General features: G+C 50.9%; 18 protein-coding genes. 9 read left to right on the top strand and 9 right to left on the bottom strand.

The window, feature by feature from the left end:
• Positions 1-184 precede the first annotated feature (184 nt).
• On the top strand, positions 185-949 hold the full coding sequence (locus J2Y43_RS25835) for a DUF1080 domain-containing protein (protein ID WP_309990183.1): 765 nt from the start codon (positions 185-187) through the stop codon (positions 947-949).
• Positions 950-1,030: 81 nt separating this feature from the next.
• Here the strand turns inward: J2Y43_RS25835 and J2Y43_RS25840 are convergent, their stop codons facing one another.
• The 3 genes from J2Y43_RS25840 to J2Y43_RS25850 all read right to left on the bottom strand — a co-directional run bounded on the left by J2Y43_RS25840 (position 1,031) and on the right by J2Y43_RS25850 (position 5,464).
• Positions 1,031-3,754 carry a TonB-dependent receptor gene (locus tag J2Y43_RS25840; protein ID WP_309990179.1) on the bottom strand — a complete coding sequence of 908 codons (2,724 nt, stop codon included), beginning with the start codon at positions 3,752-3,754 and terminating at the stop codon, positions 1,031-1,033.
• 129 nt (positions 3,755-3,883) lie between these two features.
• Positions 3,884-4,843 (bottom strand): FecR domain-containing protein, encoded by a 960-nt coding sequence (locus J2Y43_RS25845; RefSeq protein ID WP_309990176.1) that lies wholly within the window; start codon positions 4,841-4,843, stop codon positions 3,884-3,886.
• An 87-nt stretch (positions 4,844-4,930) separates the two neighbouring features.
• Complete coding sequence (locus J2Y43_RS25850) at positions 4,931-5,464, bottom strand: sigma-70 family RNA polymerase sigma factor (RefSeq protein WP_309990173.1); 534 nt, start codon at positions 5,462-5,464, stop codon at positions 4,931-4,933.
• 238 nt (positions 5,465-5,702) lie between these two features.
• Here J2Y43_RS25850 and J2Y43_RS25855 point away from each other — a divergent pair, with 238 nt between their 5' ends.
• From J2Y43_RS25855 to J2Y43_RS25870, 4 genes are all read left to right on the top strand, one after another.
• The gene (locus J2Y43_RS25855; RefSeq protein ID WP_223399852.1) at positions 5,703-6,272 is read left to right on the top strand and encodes a hypothetical protein; all 570 of its coding nucleotides are present in this window, start codon (positions 5,703-5,705) and stop codon (positions 6,270-6,272) included.
• Between the two features lie 95 nt (positions 6,273-6,367).
• Positions 6,368-7,096 (top strand): hypothetical protein, encoded by a 729-nt coding sequence (locus J2Y43_RS25860; protein ID WP_309990168.1) that lies wholly within the window; start codon positions 6,368-6,370, stop codon positions 7,094-7,096.
• 86 nt (positions 7,097-7,182) lie between these two features.
• Entirely contained in the window at positions 7,183-8,832 is a 1,650-nt protein-coding gene (gene glgP, locus J2Y43_RS25865) for an alpha-glucan family phosphorylase (protein ID WP_309990164.1), read from the top strand.
• Positions 8,833-8,981: 149 nt separating this feature from the next.
• Positions 8,982-9,563, top strand: coding sequence for a Uma2 family endonuclease (locus tag J2Y43_RS25870; protein ID WP_309990162.1), 582 nt, complete (start codon positions 8,982-8,984; stop codon positions 9,561-9,563).
• A 70-nt stretch (positions 9,564-9,633) separates the two neighbouring features.
• Here the strand turns inward: J2Y43_RS25870 and rfbD are convergent, their stop codons facing one another.
• The 6 genes from rfbD to J2Y43_RS25900 form a co-directional block, all read right to left on the bottom strand.
• Positions 9,634-10,536 (bottom strand): dTDP-4-dehydrorhamnose reductase, encoded by a 903-nt coding sequence (gene rfbD / locus J2Y43_RS25875; protein ID WP_309990158.1) that lies wholly within the window; start codon positions 10,534-10,536, stop codon positions 9,634-9,636.
• Position 10,537: 1 nt separating this feature from the next.
• A complete protein-coding gene (locus tag J2Y43_RS25880) occupies positions 10,538-11,245 on the bottom strand; it encodes a peptidylprolyl isomerase (protein WP_309990155.1) in 708 nt (235 codons plus the stop codon).
• A gap of 5 nt (positions 11,246-11,250) precedes the next feature.
• Positions 11,251-11,847, bottom strand: a complete 597-nt coding sequence (locus J2Y43_RS25885) for a hypothetical protein (RefSeq protein ID WP_309990154.1) — start codon at positions 11,845-11,847, stop codon at positions 11,251-11,253.
• 116 nt (positions 11,848-11,963) lie between these two features.
• A complete protein-coding gene (locus J2Y43_RS25890; protein WP_309990152.1) occupies positions 11,964-13,388 on the bottom strand; it encodes a BamA/TamA family outer membrane protein in 1,425 nt (474 codons plus the stop codon).
• Between the two features lie 94 nt (positions 13,389-13,482).
• The gene (locus J2Y43_RS25895; RefSeq protein WP_309990148.1) at positions 13,483-14,712 is read right to left on the bottom strand and encodes a PepSY-associated TM helix domain-containing protein; all 1,230 of its coding nucleotides are present in this window, start codon (positions 14,710-14,712) and stop codon (positions 13,483-13,485) included.
• A 44-nt stretch (positions 14,713-14,756) separates the two neighbouring features.
• On the bottom strand, positions 14,757-17,120 hold the full coding sequence (locus tag J2Y43_RS25900; protein WP_309990146.1) for a TonB-dependent receptor: 2,364 nt from the start codon (positions 17,118-17,120) through the stop codon (positions 14,757-14,759).
• Between the two features lie 193 nt (positions 17,121-17,313).
• On the opposite strand from J2Y43_RS25900, the gene J2Y43_RS25905 reads away from it, so the two are divergent.
• From J2Y43_RS25905 to J2Y43_RS25920, 4 genes are all read left to right on the top strand, one after another.
• The gene (locus J2Y43_RS25905) at positions 17,314-17,508 is read left to right on the top strand and encodes a hypothetical protein (RefSeq protein ID WP_223399874.1); all 195 of its coding nucleotides are present in this window, start codon (positions 17,314-17,316) and stop codon (positions 17,506-17,508) included.
• Positions 17,509-17,831: 323 nt separating this feature from the next.
• Positions 17,832-21,200 (top strand): SusC/RagA family TonB-linked outer membrane protein, encoded by a 3,369-nt coding sequence (locus J2Y43_RS25910; protein WP_309990143.1) that lies wholly within the window; start codon positions 17,832-17,834, stop codon positions 21,198-21,200.
• Between the two features lie 37 nt (positions 21,201-21,237).
• On the top strand, positions 21,238-22,881 hold the full coding sequence (locus J2Y43_RS25915; protein WP_309990140.1) for a SusD/RagB family nutrient-binding outer membrane lipoprotein: 1,644 nt from the start codon (positions 21,238-21,240) through the stop codon (positions 22,879-22,881).
• 93 nt (positions 22,882-22,974) lie between these two features.
• On the top strand, positions 22,975-24,258 hold the full coding sequence (locus J2Y43_RS25920; protein ID WP_309990138.1) for a hypothetical protein: 1,284 nt from the start codon (positions 22,975-22,977) through the stop codon (positions 24,256-24,258).
• Positions 24,259-24,261 lie beyond the last annotated feature (3 nt).

The following is a 24,261-nucleotide window of genomic DNA, read 5'->3' on the forward strand; positions in this document are numbered from 1 at the left end:
AAGCTTAGTCGGTTTTAGATTAGCAATCCAGGCTACGAATGCCTTTAGCCCTGCAAATTACGTGATAAGAATCGGGAAAATTACATTTAAATAGATGAGAATCCTTTTTGTTGTTGCTTTTTCCTTAATGTTGTGTTTTGATACTATTTCAAAGAGTTATTAGACTAAAACTGTTACCTTTCAAATGAAAAAATTGATGCTTACCGCGTTCAGCATGGCTGCTGCCTTTGCCGCACACGCGCAATTGCAGCCTGCGAAGCAAACTCCTGAGTCCAGCGAATTGTGGAATCCCGTTCCCCGTGTGGTAACGCCCGGTAAAGGTTCTTCGGCGGTTTCAGGCTTCACAGCCCCTTCCGATGCGATCGTCCTGTTCGATGGTAAGAACCTCGATCAGTGGGTTTCAGGAAAAGACGGTAAATCAGCTGCTCCCTGGACTGTCGGTGACGGCGCAATGACCGTAGCTCCTAAATCAGGCGACATTCAAACCAAACAGACATTCGGCGACTACCAGCTGCACATCGAATGGAGAACGCCCGCGAAAGTGGACGGAAACGGACAAGGCCGTGGTAACAGCGGTATTTTCATGCAGGGCGTTTACGAATTGCAGGTACTCGACAGCTATAACAACCCGACTTATTCCAACGGTCAGGCAGGTTCGATCTACAAGCAAACCATGCCATTGGTAAATGCGGCAGTAGGCCCGGGAGAATGGCAGACTTATGATGTGATCTATACTCAGCCGCATTTCAATAAAGACGGGCAGATGACACATCCACCTTACATTACCGTGATCCACAACGGTGTATTGGTTCAAAACCACACTGCGATCCAGGGAACGACCCCTTACATTGGCCAGCCGACGATCGAGCCGCACGGAAAAGGCCCTATCAAATTGCAGGACCATAACAACACGACCAGCTTCCGAAACATCTGGATCCGCGAGTTGTAAGAGATTGTAAAATAGCTGAATATCAAAAATGGGCTGCTTCAAATGAGGCAGCCCGTTTTAATTCATAATCCACTAGCTTAGTTAAAATTTGATTGCCAGGTTAGCCGAGAAATTCCTCGGCATTTGTGGCGTGAGTACGCCTTGTCCGGCGAAATAGCTTTTATCGAGCATGTTGTCGAGTTTGAGACCCAGGCGCCATGCTTTGGTATTGTAGAAAATAGTCGAGTTCAGTACGGTGTAGGATGGGATGGTGAAAATGCCGGTCACTGCCGAATTGGCCGTCAAATGCTCGCTGATGTAATTTCCCCCGAGTCCGGCGCCAAGTCCTTTCAACTTTCCGAAGGGCAGATTGTAGCTGATCCACGCATTGGCGAGGTCGGCAGGACCCGCATTGGTCGGACGACGGCCTTCCAGTGCGGCGGTCGATTTCGTTAGTTTACTGTCGTTGTGACTGTAACCCGCCACGAGGTTCAGACCGGTGATCGGGTTGGCGATAATCTCGACTTCGATACCGCGGCTGTACTGCGTGCCGTCCTGCACGGTGATGTTGTAGTTCTTGCCCTCACGCACGAGCACGTCCGTACGTGTGGTGTTGTCGACCTTGATATCGTAATAGCTGACAGTCATATTGAGCTTGCCCTGGTAGCTTTCCAGTTTAATACCTCCTTCGAGCTGATTGGCTTGCTGCGGTTTGAAAACGCCTGAAACATCCGGTAGCGGCTGGGTGACGGGCGGTACATTGAAGAAACCATTCATATAATTTCCGAAAACAGAAAGCCGGTCCTTAATGATCTGATATACCAATCCAAACTTCGGCGAAACCGCGGTTTGCTTGAACTTCGTATTGGCTACGTAAGTCCGTGTGGCGTGGTTTAAGGTGCCGTTGTTTTCGAACCGGTCGACGCGGAGGCTGATCATTGCGAGCAAGCGATCGGTTAGGTTGAGGACGTCGGAGAAATAGGCGCTGTACACATTGCCCGAGTTGTAGTTACGCGTAGGCGCGTCGGTGTTCGCGGCCAGGCGTGCCTCCACAGACGTGCGATTAATTTTCAGATAATTCGGATCGTTGCGAATGCCGCTCACATTATCGAACACAATGTAAGGCGAGTTGTTGTTATGCGCAGTGCGGTTCAGGTAATCGAGGCCCACAACGACGCGGTTGCGCAAGGTGCCGATCTTGAAATCGCCGATGAAGTTCTGCTGGATGTCGATTGCGCTGTTGGTCGTGTTTTGCAGGGAAATATTGCGTTCGAGCAAAGTATCGGCTACCGCTCCGCGGATGAACTGGTACTGGTAAAAACCGTCGGACTTCCGGGTATTGCTGGAAAACGCGGTTTGGGACGTCCAGCTGCTGGAAAGTTTGTATTTCAACTGGCCGTACACATTCATGGTAGGCGTTTTCATTGTCAGGTCGTTGCTCGTGTAGGATTTGTTCCAATCGAAACCCAGTTCTTGCGGCGTGTGGGCCACAAACTGGCGGGTACGGTTCAGGAAAACAGCCGAGGGGCTTGTCATTTCACCCTGGTAAATACCTGCATTGAAAAGCACCGTCATTTTCTCATTAACCCGGTATTCGAGCGAAGGCGCAATCACGAGACTTCTGCGGAAGCCAGCATCCTGGAAGCTGCCTTGGTATTGATAGGCTGCATTAACCCTGAGCAAAAGGTTTTTGGAAGCATTGATAGGTCCGTAGATATCCGCGGTAAGACGGTTCAGACCAAAACTTCCGGTGGTATAGCCAATCTCACCCCCGGCTATTTCAACGGGCTTTTTTGTCACAATATTCATTAATCCGCCAAACGAGGTTACCGAGCTGCCGAACAGCGTAGCCGAAGGCCCTTTAATCACCTCCACTTTTTCCACATTGATCGGATCGAACTCGCCGTTGGTTTGTACCGGCAGCCCGTCCACGACCGAAAGTTCGGTGCGAAAACCGCGCAATGCGTAGAATGTGGCGCCATCGGAATTGATACCGCGGTTGGCCTGGATTTTATACACACCGGGCGCATTCTTGACAATATTGGAGAAATCAGTAATGAGCTGTTCCGTAAAAAGAGTTTTGGATAATGCGCTGTAAACTTGCGGGTTCTCCATGTTGCTCACCGGCAGTTTGGCCACATAATCGCTTTCTTTTTTAGAGAATTTGTTGATATCCCCGCTGATGACCACTTCCTGTAAGGCTTTACTGTCTTCATTGAGGAATATCGGTTCGAATGTAACGGTCTCGTCGGCTTCGATGGTCACCGTGCGCTCGATAGGCTCGTAACCAAGTAGCTGAATCACTACCGTGTGCTCGCCCGCCGGGATACTGCGGATCAGGAAATCACCGTTGAGGTCGCTTTGCGCCCCTTTTCCTGTGCCTTTTACTGTAATGTTTACAAACTCGGCAGGTTTGCCGTCGGAAGTTTTCAGCGTCCCGCGTAATGCGCCGCGGCCTTCGCCGGCTTCGATCGTGATCACATTTTCCTGCACGTGCAGTTCTTTCAATGCCGAACCGACCACCCGGTGCAGCGCGTCTTTCACCGGCACATTGGCCAGATTGGCATTCACCTTTTTGGCAACATTCAGCTGTGTGCTGCTGTATGAAATGGAAGTTCCTGTCTGATCGCCTATTTGCGCGAGGGCATCGGCCAGGCGTACACCATGGAGTTTCAGGGTAACAGCTTTGGCAAGCACCGGTGCCTGAGCGGGGGTTTTATTTGAAATACACAAAACAATGGTGCATAGTACCACGGTCGCACAGTTTCGGAGGAGGAAATAACAGATTTTGGCGCCTGGTTGGGGCGAAGTATAATGGAGCTGCATATTTTTGTTTAAATGTTGATTGATCTGCGATTGATTGGCATTCGACCCGATGTTAAGTTTGGCGACAGCGCATCGGGTTTTTCCATTTCCGCAGGCTAGGGCGATTTATTCATGGAATGGATGGGATTACTATTCATATAAACTGATGGATTCTCCTTTGACCTCGTACCGAAAGCTTACCGCAATGCTTAAACTTCCCAGCACCGCATTCAGCGAAGGATTTTTAAATGCGCCGGTGTAGCGCTGGTTTTTCAATGCTTCGTTGCCAAACTGAATGCTGACGTTGTAGCGCCTTTCCAGCTCTCGCGTTACCTGCATGAGCGGTACGTCGTCGAACCGCAGCGCATTGTGCAGCCACGAAACTTCCGCCTCCGCGCCCGAAACTGTACGGACGGTTAGCCGCTTCCCTTCGATCAGGCCCGTCATGCCGGCTGTTACGATCTCCGATTTCGGGGAAAGTTTGTGGCTAAACCTTACTTTCCCTTCCGTTACCAGCAATGCTGTGCTGCCTTCGCCGGGATATTCCCTTACGTCGAAAACGGTTCCGAGTACGCGCGTTTGTGCAGCGGCGGTTTCCACGACAAACGGCTGTTTCGGATTCTTTTTGACGGAAAATTGCGCTTCACCGATCAGCACCACACGACGCACCGAATCGAGGAATGCGGATGGGTACCGAAGCTCACTGTCGTAACTCAGCATGACCCCCGAACCGTCGGGCAGCGTGACTTGCCGGGTTTGACCTTTTTGTGTGCGGACGGTTTGAACAGCGGCTTCCATCCGGGCCGTATGCCGGGCAGTCTCGTCGGCCCTATTCGTCGTCGTATACCATATAATGCCGCTTATCAGCACCAACAAAGCGGCGATACCGGACAAGTAGTACCGGTAATGCAGCCAAAATGGTCGTGCCGTGCGCGCCCGCAAGCGCTCCCACACACGTGCGCCCGACTCCCGCCGTGTTTCACCGGGGATTTCGGTGATGGCGTCTGCGGCGACTTCCGGGTCATCGAGCCATTGCTCCACAGCCTGTATTTCGGTAGGGGTGCATTGTCCCGCGGTGTAACGCGCTAAAAGTTCAGGTGTAATGTTCATGGTACCGCCATAGGTTAGCGGGACGGGAAGTCCCTACCCATATTGTTGCGTGGGGCGAAGGTATCCCTGGCGGGCAGTCGAAAATTTTTAATGCTGGTATTCGGAAAGGTGCTTTCCCAGGAAGCGCAATGCGCGGGTGAGGTGGTATTCCACCGTTTTTTCGGACAGGACGAGCGATGCAGCAATGGCTTTGTTCGACATTCCTTTCTGCCGGCTCATCACAAAAACATCCTGGCAAGGGTGGGGCAGGTCGGCCACCAGCTCGCTCACGCGCTCGGAAAGCAGGTGATAGTCGACCTGCCGCTGCGTAGTTTCTTCAAAATCTGCTTTTTGCGGAATGACCTGGTCAAAGATCTGACGGCGGTTGGCTGAGTCGCGGTGATGTGCCAGGAGTTTGAGCTTTGCTGCCCGTACGAGGTAATTGGCCACGGGGCCTTCCACGCGGAGTTCGGCACGCCGCTCCCAGAGCGACTGGAATATTTCATGCATCAGGTCCTCGGCCTGTTCGAGGTCACGGGTGCCCTGGTAGCACACCGCAAACACCTTTTCCCAATGCGAATGGTAAAGTTCTTCAAACGACTTGTCTGTCTGAATCAGCAAAGGGGCGATTACAGGGAGCATAGGGTACCGGGGATGTCCGCTGCAAAGCTACGATACTATTTATATTAAGTCCAAATAATATAAAAGTTTAAAGTTCAGAGTTTAAAGGCAAATCTGGACTCTAAACTCAAAACTCTAAACCCTGAATTCAAATCTTGTCCGGTACAATAATTTTAACCCTTAAATGATGGGTAACATCGGTTAAGCCTTTTCTGTTTTCATTTATATTCGCTTTCAATGTCACTCCAAAACCGTTGCCATGCAGGAAATAGAGCCATATTATAATTGGGAGAAGCATTATGTGGCCAGCCACGACGAGCGTTCGCCATTTTACGGTCGCACTTATAACCTGGATTATTACGAAAATGCGATCTACGGCTACTATATCCATCCGTTGTGGGATGATATCGGGTCGGAGACGCTGTATGTGAAAATCCTGTTTGCGGATTACAATAAGCGTTTTGTAATCATCGAGATGTTCGGGGAGTGGAACGATGCGCTGCACAACGATATCATGTTCTTCAAAAGGCAGGTCATTGACCCTCTGGAGAACCAGGGCATTAACCAGTTCATACTACTGGGCGAAAATGTGCTCGATTTTCATGGCGGTAACGACGACGACTATTATGCAGAATGGTTCGACGACGTGGAGGACGGCTGGATCGCCGCGATCAATTTCCGGGAGCATGTGGAGGAGCAATGGAAGAAGTACCGGCTCGATTATTATATCAATTTCGGTGGTACGCTGCACCTCAACAATTGGCGCACATTGCAGCCGGAGCCGTTTTATGAGCTGGTTAAAAATTTGATGGTTAGAAGGTTAACCTAGCATAAAGCTGCGTGCATTGCTTGCAACCTTGGTAACTCCTTTGTAGCTTACGCACTCATCGTATCAACTGTTCTTACCTTAAAACCTCATTTCCCATGGCCGAGAATACCGAACCTACACCAGAAGATGCAAAAGAATCGCTGGAAAATAAAGTTGACGAACTCCAAACCACTGCCGCTGATGCCAAGGATGCCATTGTGGAGGAAGCACAGGAAGTGAAGAACGAGGCAACCGAAGCGGTGAAAGAAGAAGTGGCTGCCGTAGAGGCGAAGGCTGAGGAGAAAGTGGAGGAAGCCGCCGATGGCATTAAGACCGAAGTTTACGAGACGATCGACGACCTGAAAGCGCAGGCCGAGACCAAAGCAGCTGCCGCCGAAGAAGCAGTGGAGGAGGTTAAAGAAGAAGCTGCGGCTAAGGCAGAGGCTGTGAAAGAGGAAGTTGCGGATAAAGCCGAAGAGGTACAATCCGGTTTCGCAGCGAAGCTCGCCGGCCTGACGGAGGCAGCAGCCGAGAAATTCGAGGACCTGAAAGAGGCCGCGACCGATAAGTTTGAAGATATCAAGGAAGTGGCTGCGGAGAAGTTTGAGGACATTAAAGTAGCCGCAGCAGACAAGTATGAAGATATTAAGGAAGACGCCACCGAAGCATTTGAAGATGCGAAGGAGGCAGCTTCGGAAAAGCTGGCCGAAGCGCAGGCCAAGGCCGCTGAACTGAAAGCGAAGGCTACGGAGGAACTGGCGGAATTGAAGGAGGACGCCTCGGAGAAAGTCGGCGAGACGAAGACCAAGGCGAAGGGATTCTGGGCGCGGCTCTTCGGCAAATAAGCTTTTGAAAACACAACCGGACCCGGCCCTTTTCCAATAGGCCGGGTTTTTTATGCAATTCTTTTATTCTACCAAAATTGCTTCTAATGTCACAACAAACTTTCGCTCTTCCCTACCGCCACCCGTTTGCGGCGGATAATCAGTACAAAAAATCAGTGGCCTATTTTTCGATGGAATTCGCTGTCGATCAGGCATTAAAAATTTACTCAGGGGGCCTGGGCTTCCTCGCGGGCTCGCATATGCGCAGCGTATATGCGCTCAAACAGAACCTGATCGGCATTGGAATGCTGTGGAAATATGGCTACTACGATCAGGGGCGCCGGAAAGACGGCAGTATGGAGCCGGAGTTCCGGGAGAAAATGTATTCCTACCTGGTCGATACCCAGATCCGGTTTCAGATACCCATGATGGGCAAAAACGTCTGGGTAGCTGCCTATTACCTCGATCCTGAGACATTTGGCTCGGCACCGTTATTCCTGCTCACAACCGACACCGACGGTAACGACGATTCGACGCGGGCGATCAGCTACTCGTTGTACGATTCCGACGTTACCTATAAAGTAGCGCAATGCATGGTGCTGGGGATCGGGGGAGCGCGGCTGCTGGAAGCCTTGCAATACGAACCGGAAGTTTACCATTTGAACGAGGCACACGCGGTTTCAGCCCTTTTTCATTTGTATAAAAAATATAAAAAACCTGCTGAGGTACAGAAGCGGGTCGTCTTTACGACGCATACGCCGGAGGAAGCCGGCAATGAAAAGCATGACATTCACTTTTTGGATCAGTTGGGCTTTTTCTCCGGCCTCGATCTCGAAACGGTACGGAAAATCAGCGGCATAGGGGATGATGTCTTCAACCATTCATTGGCCGCATTGCGCCTGAGCCGTAAAGCGAACGGTGTTTCGAAGCTGCATGGGGAAGTCTCGCGGAAAATGTGGAAGTCACATTCTAAAATTGCGCCGATCGGCCACATTACCAATGCACAGAACAATGCTTACTGGGTTGACCCGGTATTGGAAAAAGCGAGGCTTGGAAAGGATATCGATGCAATTGTTGCGCGTAAAAAGGAGTTGAAGAGGACATTGTTCAAGACTGTCGCCGACCAAAGCGGAAAGCTGTTCGACCCGGATGTGCTCACGATCGTGTGGGCACGGCGGTTTGCGGCCTACAAGCGGCCGGATATGCTGGTTTGGGATCTCGAAAGGTTCAAAAAGATCATGGAGAATGCCAAGCAGCCAGTGCAAGTGATATGGGCCGGGAAGCCGTATCCGAAAGATGAAGGAGCGATCGCGACCTTCAACCACCTCTTCTATTTAAGCCATTTGTTTCCCAATATGGCCGTGCTGACCGGCTATGAGCTGGCATTGTCCAAACTACTCAAAGATGGTGCCGATATCTGGCTCAACACACCTGTCGTGACACGCGAGGCCTCCGGTACCAGCGGTATGACGGCCGCAATGAACGCCGCATTGAACCTATCCACATTCGATGGATGGATTTGTGAGTTCGCGAAGGACGGGCATAATGCATTTCTCTTGCCGGTTGCCCAGGGAGAGGATATTAACAAGCAGGACTGTGATAATCTGATGAAATCCCTGGAAAGTACGGTAATCCCCACTTACTATAATGCGCCCAAGAAGTGGCAAAAGATGATTTTGAATAGTATGAACGACGTTTCCGAGCCGTTCAATTCCGACAGAATGGCTAGGGAATATTATGAGTTACTATATAAATAAACTTTAACCCGCAGGAAAGCGGCGGCCAGCAGTTAATCTTGATGAATTTATCCGTTGAAAATTGACTGTTGGTCGCCGTGCAGCCTTGGCGGCAAATCGTTATATTTGAAATAGCATTATTGAAAGACTTCCAAAGACATCGTTAAGTTATGGACACGCCTGTTACATTCATTATGGGAGATATCATGAGCGAGGACGAATTCTTTCGTTTTTGCCAGATGAACGATACGCTCAGTTTTGAACGTGACAGCGAAGGCAACATTATCTTTATGTCACCTGCGGGAAGTTTTTCAGATAATTTTAATTTCGAAATTTCTCTCGTCTTTGGCTCGTGGCTGCGGGAGAATAAAATTCCAGGAAAGGCGTTCGGCCCTTCGGCGGGTTTCACGCTTCCAAACCGCGCCGTCCGGTCGCCGGATGTTGCCTGGGTAAGCCGTGAAAAATGGGATGCTTTATCGAGAGATGAGCAAGAACGGTTCGCTCCTTTGTGTCCCGATTTTGTGATCGAAGTGCGTTCGAAATCGGATAGTCTTATTTACCTGCAAAACAAAATGCAGGAATATCTGGCCAATGGCTGCCGCCTCGCCTGGTTGATCGATCGGTATGGTAAGAAGGTGTATGTTTACGAAGCTGAGCGTGCCATTGTCGAATATTCAAGCCTCGATATTCAGCTTTCCGGCGAGCCGCTTTTCCCTGGATTTGTATTGAATCTGGCTGAAATAGAAAAATGAAAATGCCACGAAGGCACGAAGAAACACGAAGCGTATTCGTGTTTCTTCGTGCCTTCGTGGCATTCAAAATCTAAATCTGCCCGGCTAAAATCTCAATCCCTTCCCGAAATGAATGCGGCTCATACCCCAGCACATTCCGCGACTTAGTAAGATTAAAGCCGGTCCGCGGCGGCCTGCGCGCAGGCTGCGTGAATGCAGACGCGTCGGTAGGGGAAATTAAAGAAGCGTCCAAACCAAAGTAATCCGCAGCAGCTAGCGCCATTTGGTAGGGGGTCAGGAAATCCTTTCCGGAAATGTGGTAAATGCCTTTCGCCTCCTGGTCCGCGATCAGGAAGCAGCCCATTGCCAGGTCTTCGGCCAGCGTAGGCGTGCGGAATTGGTCGGTTACGACTTTAATAGCCTTGCCTTCCTCCAATGATTTTTTTACCCAGAGTATAATGTTGCTCCGGCTCATGTCGTGCGCGATCCCGTACACGAGCACAGTACGCGCAATGGCCCATTCAATGTCCGAAGACTTGACGGCCTTTTCAGCCGCATACTTGCTCCATCCGTAAAAACTGATCGGGTTCGGGATGTCTTCTTCCCGGTAAGGGCCCGAAGTTCCGTCGAAAATGAAGTCGGTAGAGACGTGTTCGAGGAAAATCTGGTACTTCGCACACGCAGCTACCAGCGTCTCGGTTGCGGTGACGTTCAGTTTCCAGCAGGCATCTTTTTCTGCCTCGCATTGGTCCACGTTTGTCATTGCAGCAGTGTGGATCAGTACATCGGGACGCTCGGCATCGAGCACCTGATCAACCGCTTCCGGGTCGGTAATGTCCATTTCAACATAGCGGTATCCCTTGCTGAACGGCAGCCGGTTTTCACCCCGGGCCGTGGCAACTGTTTCAATGTGTGCTTTTGAAACCAGCAGTTCCACCAGTTTTTGACCCAGCAATCCGTTGGAGCCGGTGATCAGGATTTTTTTCTTTTCCAATTCAAGCTTCGTATTTCCAGCCGTATTTGCGGGTAATCTTCTTCTTTTTCATTTTCTTGACGGACACTTTCATCGAAATATCCTTCTCAGGGCGGTCGCGCTCGTCTTTGTCTACGGAGGCGATCTTGTCAATGACATCCATGCCATCGATCAGCTGTCCGAAAACGGTATATGCGCCGTCCAGGTGAGGCGTTCCGCCGATGGTTTCGTATACTTTCTTCTGAGCGTCCGTCAGCTTACGCGCCGCGCGAGCCGATTGTTTTTCAAGATCAGCCTTGCTCCATTTGCGGCCTTCCACAATGTAAAACTGGCATCCGCTGGACTCTTTTTCGGGGTTATTATCGCGGGCAGCAGCCAGAGCACCCTTTTGATGGAACAGTTTTCCATTGAATTCCGCAGGTACCTTGTAACCGTTGTCGCCGCGGCCCAGCATTTCGTCGGGTTTTGCATTACGGGAATTGGGATCACCGCCCTGGATCATGAAATCATCGATGACGCGGTGGAAAAGCAGCCCGTTATAGAATTTGTCCTTCGCTAGTTTGATGAAGTTCGCTTTATGCTTCGGCGTTTCGTCGAAAAGAATGAAGCGCATCGTGCCCTTGTCGGTTGCGATGGTGACTACTTCGTCTTTTTTGGAAGGTTTTTGCGCAAAAACATTCAGTGCAATAAGGCACAATGCGCCCAGGAGAATCGATCTTTTGTTTTTCATAGGTGTTATTTGGCGGCCAGAACGTTTTTATCGGCAGGGAAGAATTGAAATTTCAAGCCATAATCTTTTCCTTCCGAAACATCCTCCATTTCCATCCGGATTGTCTTGTTGTTCCAGGTAACCTTTTTGGTTTCTTCTTTCGGGGAAGAATATGCTTCACTAAAATACTGTTTGCTGGCATTCCATAGCTGTTTGGTCGCTTCCGGACTGTTCAGGTAAACATCGATCGTGATCTTGTTCACCTTCTTTTCGGGTGTCAGAAAGTACTGCACGTCGATGGTTTCCAGCTGAGCGGTTTCCGAGGTATAGCCCAGGTGGTCGGGTGTTTCTTCAAACATCTCGAAAGTTTCGGTGGCCTTCACTTTGGCTACTGCGTCACCGAATGCAATGCCTCGCAGCACTACACCGGCCGGATTTTGCTCCGCTGGTCCGAGGATCGTTTTCAGCAGTGCCGACTGGTCGCTGTTCAGGTCAGCGGGCGCAGCTTCGTGCAAGGTTACCGAGTCTGCCGCCGCCTCGGTTTTTTCGTTTGTTTTAGTGTCGCAAGCCGAAGCGAGTAATGCTATCACGAGCAATGCGATTCCGTTTTTCAGCGTATTCATAATTGTAGAGGTTGTGTCATGCGGTTAAATAAAGTTGAGAAATTATCGTGCCTTGTAACTAGTTCGACTGTCGGTCAATCGCAATTTATAGATATTTAACACTTCCGGAAATCCGATTAAAACTCTCTTGCAAGGTTAAAAAAGAACCGGCGTTCGCCCAAACCGTTCAGGGTAACATTGAAGCGCGCGACGATATTATAGAACGTTACCACGTCTACGCCTGCACCGGCGCCATACAGCGTAGAGTTGCCCAATTTGGTATTACTGAACTCAGGATAGCTGTTTTTGACATAGCCTGCATCGGCAAAAGTATTGATATAAGCGGCTAGCGGAATGGTGTTGAACTGCCTCACGGGGATGAACGAAAAATGCTTTTGTATTGAGAAGAGCCTGTATTTCAGTTCATTCTTGATCAATGCATAATCCTGCCCGTCGATCACGTAAAGCTCGTACCCGCGCACGAGGTCATTGCGGTAGCCCAGTCCCACAGTTTGGGTGTAGGGCTGGCGCTTCGGAAACGAAATCCGTCCCCGAACATTGGTGTTGAAAAACCACTTCTTGCCAAGCGGAATGAATTTGCGGTAAGAGCCATAGAGGTACATCGTATTGACGTCGTCGGAAGGCAGAAGCCCGGTTTTGGAAATTTGTAACCCGGCTGTCTGGCCTTGTAATGCATACTGTGCATTGTCGCGCTTGTCGTAGCTATATGTGTAGGTCAGCTGGAAATAACGTTGCCGTTTATCCCCATTCAACAGGTAATTGGGGTTGAGCCTGGCAATCGTATCGGAAATCGTCAGGTAGCTCCACCGGAGGTCGACGGAGTGGAAAGTATAGTATTTGTTACGCCGGGTCAGGCTCACATAAGTGTAAAACCGTTCCCGGTTAATTTCTTCGCTGCTGAGGTATTGCAGCTTGTCGCGCCAGGTCCTGAATGCGGTGTTTTTGTTGATGGAATACGAAGTCCCGATGGTAATCCCCGTCTTTTGCGCCTTATCGATGTAAGGCAACGTATAGGCTAGTTCGAACTTGGGGATAAAGCCAAATTCAGCCAGGAAACGGAGCTTGTCGGCCCGGCCCGTCACATTACCGTAGCTGAGGTATACGCCGTAAGTTGTTCGGGAGAGGTCCCGCTTGCGTTCGTACCACCACTCATTGAAATTCCGGTCGGCGAGCTGGAAAACCGGGAGGATGATGAAATACCAGCGCTCCTTCACTACAATGCGGATATCCGTATGAACAGAGTCGGGATTGGGCTTTGTGAGCAGGTCCACGGTGACGAACAGGTTGGTATTAATCACCTTCCTGCGGTCAATTTCGAGCTTTTCCCGGAGTGCTTCGGTCGTCAGCGAATCGTCTCGTCGGATCGCCATTTCACGCATGATGATGGCGGTGCGGGTACGATGGTTCCCTTCCACCGTAATGTCGCCCACGATTACATTGCCGGCACTGTCGGCAACGACCGTCTGGCCGGAGGCAAAATGGGAAAAAAGCAGTATAAAAAGCAGAAAGTAAATCTCCTGACAGCACTTCTTAGGGTTCATTCTTCACGGTTCCGAGTTTCGGTATAGAAACGATACTTTCTGTTAATATGATAAAATTTTAACAAAAATAGGGGTTCGCGAAGAATGGTAATAATCAGTTGACGGAAATCGGGCTTTCGGTGGGTTTCTGTTTTTTACCGGCTTTTGTGTTTTTCCCTCTAAACCACCAGATAATAAACCCCGTCACTGGCAAACTTGCCCCGATCAGGCTCGCGAAAAATGCGAGGATGCGGGTCGGCAGGCCGTAAATCTGGCCCACGTGAATGTCGAAATTCATGGCATAGAGCTTTTCTCCGGCAGACATCTCTTCAAATTTCTTCGATTCTTCGGAAGGTAGTTCGGCTAGGGTGTTGCGGTCGAAAAAGCGGGTGAAAGTTTTGTAAATAGTCCCGTCCTGGGGGTTAATGGTGATTTCGTAAGGATCGCTGGCTTCTTTGGGGAAATTGATGTTCAGCCGGCCGAGTCCACCGGAGTGGTCGCTGCGAATGCGTTGCCAGAGGATGTCCGCGGGCAGGTCGTACAACGGACGGGTAAAAGTCGTGTCGGAGTGCGGGTAATCGTCGGAATGGCCATGGGGGGCGGTGGTTTTGCCGGTGAGGAGCCATTGGTAACCTTTATCGAACCACTCGAAACTGTATACAATGCCGGAGATCGTCAGTGCCAATGCGACGATGAACGCGTAGAAGCCGAGTACATTGTGGAGGTCGAGGTTGACGCGCTTCCAGTTTCCGTTCCATTTGATTTTAAAACTCTTATCGCGCGTGGACTTCGTCCATTTTTTAGGATACCACCAGATTAACCCCGTAATGAGGGTAATGACAAATATAATGCAGGAAGCGCCTACGACCGGGCTGCCGATTGTTTGGGGCAGGAAAAAGAACCGGTGCCCGCTCCGCACAAATATGAAGAATGATTCGGCCGCGGACGGACCGGTTTTGTGATAGAGCACCCGCCCATCATAAGGATTAAGATAAACGGAATAGAACTTGCCCTTTTCAGGCGTGTAATTCGTGAATGCGGATTTTTCGGAAGTTCCGTAGGTAATGCTGGTAAACTCTACAGGTTTGCCTTCCTGCCGATGCGCGAATGCGGAGGCCTTGGCGATCAATACCGAAGGTGGGAGGAACGGCTGGTTTTGTGCCTTCACGCGCTGGTAGGGCTCGGTGAAATACCAGACTTCATATCGGAATACCCATAATGCGGCCGTGAGGCATACTACAAATACGACAATGCCGGATGCAAGGCCCAGCCAGAGATGCAGCCATTCATTAATACGCCTGAACAGTGAGCGTTTGGGTTTTTCGATGGATTTACGGTTACTCATGGTGTTAGGATTGAGTCCGGGGCGCAGAACGCGCCCCGGATGGATCAGAATTTGATGGTTACCGAGCCGGACAGCTGGCGGAGCGGTTGCGGCAATCCCCAGTTGGAGAAGGTTGCCTGGTTGCCGAGATTGTTGCCTTTCAGCGTCACACGCCATTTGGGCTGGTCGTAAAACAGGGAAGCATTCACCAGGGTGTAGCCTGGAATTGTGATGAGATTCGCGGCTTCAAAAAAGCAGTCGGACACATAATTGCCGCCAACGCCGAGGCCGAAATTGCGCAAGGTCTTGCCGGTGAATTTGTAGCTCACCCACAGGTTGGCATAGTCGGTCGGGACTTGCGCCACGTAGTTGCCTTCGAAAGCAGCGGCTTTCACCACTTTATTATCGTTTTTGGCATAACCCGCCACGATATTCAGGCCTGCTACCGGGTTTGCTACGATTTCTACTTCATAACCTTTGCTTTTCTGCTGACCGTCCTGGATCGTAAAGCTGTTTTCGACGCGTGTAGCATTGTTGATCGCAATATCATAGTAGCTGATAGTCCCGGTCAGTTTGCGGTTAAATGCTTCCGCTTTCAAACCAAACTCCCATTGATTGGCGTTCAAAGGCTTGAACGTAGAGGTAGAGCCGTCGGGCTGCACTACCGGGGCTACATTTTGGAAGCCATTCATGTAGTTACCAAAAACCGAAAGCTGTTCCGGCGCAAGCTGGTATACGAAGCCGAATTTCGGGGAAACGGCGGTTTGTTTGTAATCGTTGGCCCCTTTGACCCCGTTGGTGATCGTAGCGTTGTTCACGAACCGATCCACGCGGAGGCTTAGCATTACGATCAGGCGCTCGGTGAGATTAATCACGTCCGAAGCGTAGGCGCTGTATGTGCTCAGGCGTGTCTGGTTATTGGAATTCGTCTTGGTTGCCATCAGGTCGTTTACCTTTTCGAGGTTAATACCCGGGATAGGCTTGTTGGTATTCACAACGTCATACGTTCCGACGTCGGTGTAGCGCAGCTGGCTCGTGAATGTGTACACATCCACGCCCACGAGCAGGCGGTTGCGTATGCGCCCGATGTTGAAATTGCCGGTGAAGTTTTGCTGCGCATTGATGGAGGTAAAAATCCGCGGCCCGTAGTTGGAAATGTTTCGGTTGAAAGTTGTGTCGCTCGTCCAGTTCGGGTAAATCTGATTGCTGTGTTCGATACGGTTATTACCGATGGCGATATTCGTCTGGGAAGTCCATTTGGAATTCATGGTGTACCGCGCGCCGAGTGCGTAGTTGAGTGCGGTAAGGTCTGCGTCGATGTTTTCGCCGCCCAGCGAAGTTTTGCTGCTGACCGGAATGTCCTTGAAATTCTTGTACGAAGTTTTGTTCAGGTTTTGGTAATAGGCTACGGTCGAGCGGTTTGTTGTATTCAGTTCGGCGTCGAAAGAGAGCGTAAGGCGGTCGTCTACTTTATAAAGCAGGCTTGGGGTGGCGGTGTAGCGGCGGTTATGTCCGAAAGTTTGCCAGGTGCCTTCCGAATGCGCGGCGGCATTGACGCGGAGCAACAAGCTCTTGTCCGCATTGAGCGGCGTGTTCACATCCGCAGTGAAGCGGCTGAGTTCATAACTTCCGGCTGTATACGAAACTTCTCCTTTGAATGTCTCGAAAGGCTTTTTGGTAACCTGATTGATCAACCCGCCGAAACTCACCAGGCTTGATCCGAACAATGTTCCCGAGGGGCCTTTGATCACTTCAACCCGTTCCAGATTGATCGGGTCCGATTGGTAAATCTGTACTGCCATGCCGTTCCGGATGGTGGTAGTAGCCGAAAAACCCCGGATCGTAGCACCGGTACCACCGGCCGGATTGTTGACAGGCGCCACGCCCGCTACATTTCGTAATGCATCTTTGAAATCGGTCACAACCTGTTCGCTGATCAGGTCTTTATTGACGGTGCTGTAAACCTGCGGGTTTTCCAGGTTTTTGAGTGGAAGTCGTGCCACGTAATCCGATTCCTTGTCGGCAAACCGGTTCACATTGCCTTTCACCTGCACTTCTTCCAGTTGATTTAAACTCTCTTTGAGGCTTACCACGGGTGCCGTAACCGTTTCGTCGGCCTCGATGTCGATGGGTATTTCAACAGCGGCATAGCCCACGAGCTGCACGACGAGCGTATGACTGCCTTCGGCGACATTCCGGATTATGTAGTCGCCCTGTTCGCTGGTGAGCGCGCCTTTGGAGGAACCTTTAATGGACACATTGACAAAACCGGCGGGCTGGCCGTCGGAGGTTTGCACAAGTCCCCGCACATGGCCGCGTCCCTTATCGGGAGTGAGTGCGAGCGCGCATTGAAGTGAAATCAGTAAAGCCACAGCGAGGTGGATCACACGCAATAGGGCATTTGCTGGGTGCAAGTATCGATTTTTCATATTATTTGTAAATAATCTAAATAAAAATACAAACATAATGCGCTTTTCGATTTTCGCCAACAAAAGCAGGAAAATTTGCAGGCAGCAGGCGTCGCAAAAAAGAAGCGGCGTGGGAAAAAAATCCGGGCTGCGGTAGTAGTCTGTTATGAAGCTTTGCGAGTATCCTTGTCACATACCAAAACTAACTAACACCATGTCATTCTCCCGGGCTGAAATTTTGATTAACAAGCTTATCAGCAATAAGATATCCGAGGAGGAACTGGCGGAGTTACTCGCGGGGATTTCCGATGACGAAGGAGGCAAAACTTACTCCGACGCCCTCGAAATTTATTTCAACCGTTTGTTGAAGGAAAACCGGCCGAACGGTGAGGCCGGGCCGAAGGAATAACAGCAGATTACAGAATTTACAACTACTCACTCTCCTCTATCAATAGTTTGTTCAGAAATAAAAAAGTCAGATCCTTTTAGAATAGCCCAAACGACACCATCCCTAGTAATGTGAGCAGGATTTCAAGAAGTTTCTTCCGTGAGCAACCCTCGCGGAAGGTGATCCGCTACTCACCTGATACCATGTTATTAATACCGCTGACACGGATTATATAAGTCTGTCGTGTTTTCTAATTTTTTAACATAAAGCTCTATTTCTCAGTATCATGAACAGTGCCCATCACCTTAAACACAAAAACTATGGATCCAAATTTTACTGCTAGCATGCGAAGGTTGCTCCTGTGCATCTTCGTGGCCGTTTTGCTCGTCAGCCCGACATTCGCTGCGAGAAATCTCGATAAGACGATCAAAGGAAAAGTTACTTCGAAAATAGATGGCGCGGCGCTGCCCGGCGTCAGCATTGTGGTGAAGGGGAGCCAGCTTGGTACTTCCAGCGACGCAAGCGGTAATTACTCGATCAATGTCAATGAGGCGTCCAAGCCGGTGCTCGTATTTTCCTACATCGGGCATGAAACCCAGGAAGTGGTGGTCGGAAACCAGTCGGTGATCGACGTGGTGCTGGCGGAAGGTGTCGAAACGCTCAACGAAACCGTGGTAACGGCCTTGGGGCTTTCACGCGAAAAACGTTCGCTGGGTTATTCGGTAGCCGAAGTCAATGGCAAGGATATCAGCCGGGTAGCACAGGAAAACGTGCTGAACTCGCTGGCGGGCAGGGTTCCGGGGGTTACCATCAGCTCCACAGGCGGTACAGGTTCGTCGGTGAGTATGATCATCCGCGGCGCTACGTCACTCAGCAGCGATAACCAGCCGCTTTTCGTTGTCGACGGCGTACCCATTGCCAATACTTTGAACAACGTAAGCCAGGTAGGTAACGACAACCGCGTTGACTACGGCAACGCCATTTCAAGCCTTAACCCCGACGATATCGAGAACGTATCGATCCTGAAAGGCCCGAACGCAGCCGCACTCTATGGTTCGCGTGCAGGCCGCGGGGTGGTGTTGATTACGACCAAAAACGGAAGCAAATCGAAGAAAATGACGGTTTCTGTCAACTCTAATACCGTTTTTGACAAGCCTTACAAATACCTGAACATGCACCACAAGTTTGCAACGGGTATTCTACCTTTCACGCCCGACAACAACCCGTACCCAGGCGGCGTGCTGATGATCGACGAGGGCTCTGCCGGTGGGGTAGGTCCGGAGCTCGATAAAGGCTACAAGGCAATTCAATGGAACAGCCCGAAAGATGCCAACGGCAACCCGATTCCGACAGAACTCGTTTCGCACCCGGATAATGTGAAGAACTTCGTGCGCACCGGTATTACCACTACCAACGGCGTCGCGATCTCAAACAGTAATGACTTGGTGTCTTACCGGTTGTCGTACTCGAATATGACCAACCGCGGTATTATCCCTAATTCGGACCTGTTCCGTAATTCATTGAATATCAATTCGGCAGTCAAGCTCACCAAAAAGCTGACACTCAGTACGAACGTCGATATCAGCCGCAACAACTCCAACAACCGCCCGGCGACTAACCGTGGTACCAATCCGCTGCAATGGGCATATGCGGTTTCTCCGCACATCGATATCCGCGACCTGCGCAACTACTGGGTGCCAGGGCAGGAAGGCTTGCAGCAGCTGTCGCAAGGCCCGGGTGATTATAACAACCCGTGGTTCCTGGCTTACGAGGTCAACAACAGCTTCGTCCGGGACCGTGTTTTCGGGAACGTCAAGGCCGACTGGCAGATCACACCGCATTTGAGCCTGATGGGCCGCTACGCCCTCGATACCTACCGCGAGCAACGTGAGACGAAAATCGGGAATAGCTACACCAACGACAGCCGCGGAGGTTACGGGGTGATCAACCTTTCGAGGTTCGAGCGCAATGCCGACTTCCTCCTGAGCTACAAGCGCGATATCAACAATTTCAGCTTCTCGGTGTCGGGTGGTGGTAATACGCGTTACCAGAAAAACATGGACCTGAGCACGGCAAGCGGCAACGGAACGGGGCTGGTTATCCCGGGACTTTACACCTTGTCGAACATTGCGCCGCAAAACCTCAGATATTCGAGCTATCTGTCGGAAAGAGCTGTTTTCAGTGCCTACGGGTTGGCTAACATTGGTTTCAAAGACATGGTCTACCTCGATCTGACCGCACGTAACGACTGGTCGAGTACTTTGCCGAAAGCGAACCGTTCGTACTTCTATCCGTCGGCTTCATTGAGCGTGCTGCTGAACGAGATGTTCCGGATGCCTAATCAGATCAGCTTGTTCAAAGCAAGAGGAAGCTGGGCGCAGGTGGGTAACGATACCCAGCCTTACAATTTGCTGGCTACACTGGGTAACTCGGGTGCCTGGGACGGCATTACGCGCCTTTCGAAATCGGGCCAAATACTGCTTCCGGATCTGAAACCGGAGATCGCGACCTCCTATGAATACGGCCTTGACCTGAACCTTTACCATAACCGCGTCCGCCTGACCGCCACTTACTACCAGGTGGAGAACCGCAACCAGATTATCCCGACCAAGCTTCCGGGATCCAGCGGTTACAGTTCCAAAAACATCAATGCGGGTTTGCTTGTGAGCAAAGGACTTGAATTTACACTGGGAGGCACGCCGATCGACAAAAATGGCTGGCGCTGGGATATCAATGCCAACTGGTCGAGAAACCGCACAACGATTAAGTCGCTATCGGATGGGCTTGAATTCTATACGCTCTGGACCGATGCCAAAGGTGGCGCATGGACATACGTAGGCGAGCAGATCGGGGATATTTACGATGCCGAGCTCGTCACTGTAAAAGATAAAAGCTCGCCTTATTATGGCTATCCTATTCTGGATGAAAACGGCTCCTGGCAGTCTATTTCCGCTTCTAAAACCAGAAACAAGATCGGTAACTTCAATCCGGACTTCTTGTTAGGTTTGCAAACATCCCTGTCCTACAAAGGCTTCACGCTGAATATGTCGTTCGACTGGCGTCAGGGCGGTAATTTCGTATCGCAAACTTACCGTTACGGCGAATCCGACTTGAAATCGCAACGCTTCCTGGATAACCTGATCAACCCGAACGGTATGACCGGTGACCAGCTGCGGAACTATCTCGTGGACAACAATAAGGTGGCGGTTACCGGAAACAAATTCAACATCGTCGGTGGTCCTACCAAAGAATATGGCGGCTTCCCGTTTGAATACGGAGGCAATACCTACGACTACGCGGTGTTCAACCCGGGTGTGATTGCACAATACAACGAAGCCGGCGAAATCACAGGCTACACCGAAAACCTGGGTGGAGCGGGTACGAAATACATTCCTTACGGCGACAACTATCCCTGGGATTTCACCCGTGCCGCTACATTCGACGCTTCGTTTGTGAAGCTGCGCGAGGTGTCGCTCGGATATGATTTGCCCAGCAAGTTTGTAAAACGCATCGGCCTGCAAAATGCCAACATCGCCGTATACAGCCGCAACATCATCCTTTGGACCAAAGCCAAAATCGGTATTGACCCCGAGCAGGCATTCCAGCAAGAGTCGGGTACACAGGCCGGTACCCAGTTCAAGCAGGGTATCGAGCGTTACAACGTCACTCCATGGGTGATCCCTGTTGGTTTCAGGCTTGGTTTAACTTTCTGATATAGAGTCATATAGTCTATTTAATATAAATAAACTCATGAAAAAACTTCATAACAAATTCGTCATCATACCGCTGCTACTGGCATGCATGGTCTTTTCCTGTAAGGACCTGACGGAGCTCAATGAAAACCCGAATGGGGTAGCTCCGGAAACGGTGAATCCCAACCTGGTATTGCCGACGGTTTTGACCGAGGCTGCGAAACTGTACGTCAACCTGGGCTACCAGGACATCGCGGGCGTAGTGCAGCACACGCAGAAAGACGCATGGTCGAGCGGACATAACGACTACGACTGGGGCGGCGACCAGAGCTGGAATGCGTATTACGACGTACTCCGCAACAATGATCTGGTATACCAAAGAGCGGTGGCAGCGAATTACGAGTTTCACCAGGGGGTTACTTTGGTCATGAAATCGTTCATGTTCGGTCTGATTACCGATCTCTGGGGCGATGCACCTTACACCAATGCGCTGAAAGGCGAAGCCGGTTCAACGGCCGACATCCTGCCGTCATTCGATAGCCAGGACAAGATATACGCCGGAATTATCGCCGATCTGGAAAAAGCGAACGGGCTGCTTTCCAAATCGAAAGCCGACTATGAAGGTATCGTCGATAATGTAGACGTTTACTACGGCGGGGACCCCGCCAAATGGCGCAAGATGGCGAATTCGCTTTTGCTTCGTTATTACATGCGGATTTCGGCCAAGCAGCCTGACATTGCCAAGGCAGGTATCGAGAAAATCGTGGCTAATGCAGCAAATTATCCTATCATTACTTCCAATGCCGATGATGCTACAATGGGCTTCCCCGGCAACAGTGAAGCGGATTCATGGCCTGCCAACACCGTGATCGACGCCAGCGGAAGCAACTACCGCCGCATTAAAATGTGCGCGACATTGGTCGAGAGATTGCAGACGCTGAAAGACCCGCGACTGGGAATCTGGGCCAACAAAGTGGAGATTCCATTGGTAGTAGATCCGACCCAACCCGCCGGAACCGATAAAATCGTGGATGGGAAGCGCATCCTTTCGCCGGACAAAGTGAAGAATACACAAGTAGATACGGATCCGGAATATGTAGGTTTGCCGCCAAGCTTTTCGGCGTTGCCGTCTGCTTATAACCTCAACCCGACACCAGGGCAGACATCGTACAACCCGCACGTTTCCTTCCTGAATAACATTTACAAAGCGGCAAAAGGCCCGCTGCTACGTGCACGGCTCATCTCCGCTGCGGAAGTGAACTTCATCCTCGCCGAAGCCGCATTGAAGGGCTGGGCTGCCGGTGTGGCGAAAGACCGCTACGAAGCCGGCGTGAAAGCCTCGATGACCACCTGGACAGTAGCCGACAAATACGCGACTTACATTGCGACGCCGGGCGTGGCTTTCGACAATACTGTGAAGCAAGTGCTCGAACAGAAATGGATCGCCAGCTGGACAGCCGCCACCGAAGCGTGGTTCGATTTCCGCCGGACCGGTCTGCCTGCTCTGAAAGCCGGCCCTGCGGCCAAGCGTGAGGTGTTGCCTGTACGATTCTATTATATGCAGGATGAGTTGCGTATCAACAAATCGAATGCGGAAGCTGCCGTAAGCAAGCTTGAAGTGACCAACTATTCGCAGGCAGACAACGGCAACAGCGCCTGGTCTAAGCAATGGCTTTTGCAAGGAACCGGCAAGCCGTGGTAGTCATATTTGTTTTAAGGTGAGTATTTAAAACCGGGACTGTCGGGATCATCCCTCAGTTCCGGTTTAGTTTTAAATCGGTAAACCCCTTGTAAAATGAAAGCCAGGGTCATTCTCATTTGCTTTTTATGCCTGTGCCTGAGCAAGGTCACAGTCGGGCAGCATTTCAGGGCTGCGGCAGCTGTGCGGGTGATTACGCCCGATCCGCTTTTACCGGTTTCCGGTGGGATTGGTACTCCAAAAAAAGCCACGCAAAAGAACGGCGAGCTGTATGCGAGGGCATTTGTCATGGAAAAAGGGGCGGTCAGGATTGCTATTGTGAATGTGGATAACCTGGGCTGGCCGGCTGCATTGGGCAACAGATCACGGAAGCTGATCAAAGGCATTGCGCCCGAGAATGTGCTCATAGGCGCTACACACACGCATAGCGGGCCCGACGCTTATGGTTTTCCCAATGAGAAAGGGGAATCATTTGCGGATATGGCCTACCTCGACCGTTGTGTTCAACAAATCGCCGACGCTGTGAATGAGGCCGTTGGAAAACTGGAAGATGCCTCGTTGAAAATAGCCGTAGCCGATGCGAAAGGCAAGATTGCCTATAACTACTATGCCGACCAGCTTTATGATCCCCGTTGCGGCGTGATCCAGGCTGTGGCCAGCGCAGGGGCCAACAAAGGGAAGCCTATTGCCACGCTCGTGAACTACGCAATACACCCGGAAGTGATCGGGTCGGGGAGGGGAATTTTGAGCCCGGACCTTTGCGGGCCGCTGTACGACCGCATTGAATCGCAGGGCGGAGGCACCGCCATTTTTATAAACGGCGCGCAGGGCGGCATGGTTACCGCCGACAACCGCCTCGAAAACGGCAAAGAAGCCAATGATTGGAATGAATGCAAAAGGATAGGCGAGCTGCTGGCCGATGAGGCGATGCGGATCGTGAAGGACGCAGCCGTGCAGGAAAACCCGGACGTGTACTGCGTTTCCCGCAGGATTGAGTTCCCGGTGGATTCGGAGATTATGCGTTTTATCCTGCAAAAATCACCTATTAAAAATGAAATGGCCGGAGACAACCGTATTGTGACGCAGCTCAACCTGCTGAATATCGGCACGGCTCAGGTGCTGACAGTTCCGGGTGAAGCATTGCCGAATATTGGCTATTATGTCAAAAGGCATATGAATACCAAACAGCCTTTCCTTTTCGGACTGACGAACGACGCCTTCGGCTATATGCTTACGAAGGTTGATTTCAACAGTTTTAAGCGATATGAATATGTGAGCCGGACAAGCCTCGGCGAAATGACCGGGGAGATTTATATGGAACAGGCATTGAAATTAGTAAAAGACAGTCCGGCGCCTGCGCAGGCCGCCGCAGGCAAGTGAAAT

The organism is Dyadobacter sp. BE31, from assembly GCF_031457695.1.
In the GTDB taxonomy this organism is placed as follows: Bacteria; Bacteroidota; Bacteroidia; order Cytophagales; family Spirosomataceae; genus Dyadobacter.

Excerpts from the sequence above, each read along its gene's own strand:
- J2Y43_RS25835 (WP_309990183.1), top strand. The coding sequence starts at position 185 with ATGAAAAAATTGATGCTTACCGCGTTCAGCATGGCTGCTGCCTTTGCC.
- J2Y43_RS25840 (WP_309990179.1), bottom strand. The coding sequence starts at position 3,754 with ATGCAGCTCCATTATACTTCGCCCCAACCAGGCGCCAAAATCTGTTAT.
- J2Y43_RS25845 (WP_309990176.1), bottom strand. The coding sequence starts at position 4,843 with ATGAACATTACACCTGAACTTTTAGCGCGTTACACCGCGGGACAATGC.
- J2Y43_RS25850 (WP_309990173.1), bottom strand. The coding sequence starts at position 5,464 with ATGCTCCCTGTAATCGCCCCTTTGCTGATTCAGACAGACAAGTCGTTT.
- J2Y43_RS25855 (WP_223399852.1), top strand. The coding sequence starts at position 5,703 with ATGCAGGAAATAGAGCCATATTATAATTGGGAGAAGCATTATGTGGCC.
- J2Y43_RS25860 (WP_309990168.1), top strand. The coding sequence starts at position 6,368 with ATGGCCGAGAATACCGAACCTACACCAGAAGATGCAAAAGAATCGCTG.
- glgP (WP_309990164.1), top strand. The coding sequence starts at position 7,183 with ATGTCACAACAAACTTTCGCTCTTCCCTACCGCCACCCGTTTGCGGCG.
- J2Y43_RS25870 (WP_309990162.1), top strand. The coding sequence starts at position 8,982 with ATGGACACGCCTGTTACATTCATTATGGGAGATATCATGAGCGAGGAC.
- J2Y43_RS25880 (WP_309990155.1), bottom strand. The coding sequence starts at position 11,245 with ATGAAAAACAAAAGATCGATTCTCCTGGGCGCATTGTGCCTTATTGCA.
- J2Y43_RS25885 (WP_309990154.1), bottom strand. The coding sequence starts at position 11,847 with ATGAATACGCTGAAAAACGGAATCGCATTGCTCGTGATAGCATTACTC.
- J2Y43_RS25890 (WP_309990152.1), bottom strand. The coding sequence starts at position 13,388 with ATGAACCCTAAGAAGTGCTGTCAGGAGATTTACTTTCTGCTTTTTATA.
- J2Y43_RS25895 (WP_309990148.1), bottom strand. The coding sequence starts at position 14,712 with ATGAGTAACCGTAAATCCATCGAAAAACCCAAACGCTCACTGTTCAGG.
- J2Y43_RS25900 (WP_309990146.1), bottom strand. The coding sequence starts at position 17,120 with ATGAAAAATCGATACTTGCACCCAGCAAATGCCCTATTGCGTGTGATC.
- J2Y43_RS25905 (WP_223399874.1), top strand. The coding sequence starts at position 17,314 with ATGTCATTCTCCCGGGCTGAAATTTTGATTAACAAGCTTATCAGCAAT.
- J2Y43_RS25910 (WP_309990143.1), top strand. The coding sequence starts at position 17,832 with ATGCGAAGGTTGCTCCTGTGCATCTTCGTGGCCGTTTTGCTCGTCAGC.
- J2Y43_RS25915 (WP_309990140.1), top strand. The coding sequence starts at position 21,238 with ATGAAAAAACTTCATAACAAATTCGTCATCATACCGCTGCTACTGGCA.
- J2Y43_RS25920 (WP_309990138.1), top strand. The coding sequence starts at position 22,975 with ATGAAAGCCAGGGTCATTCTCATTTGCTTTTTATGCCTGTGCCTGAGC.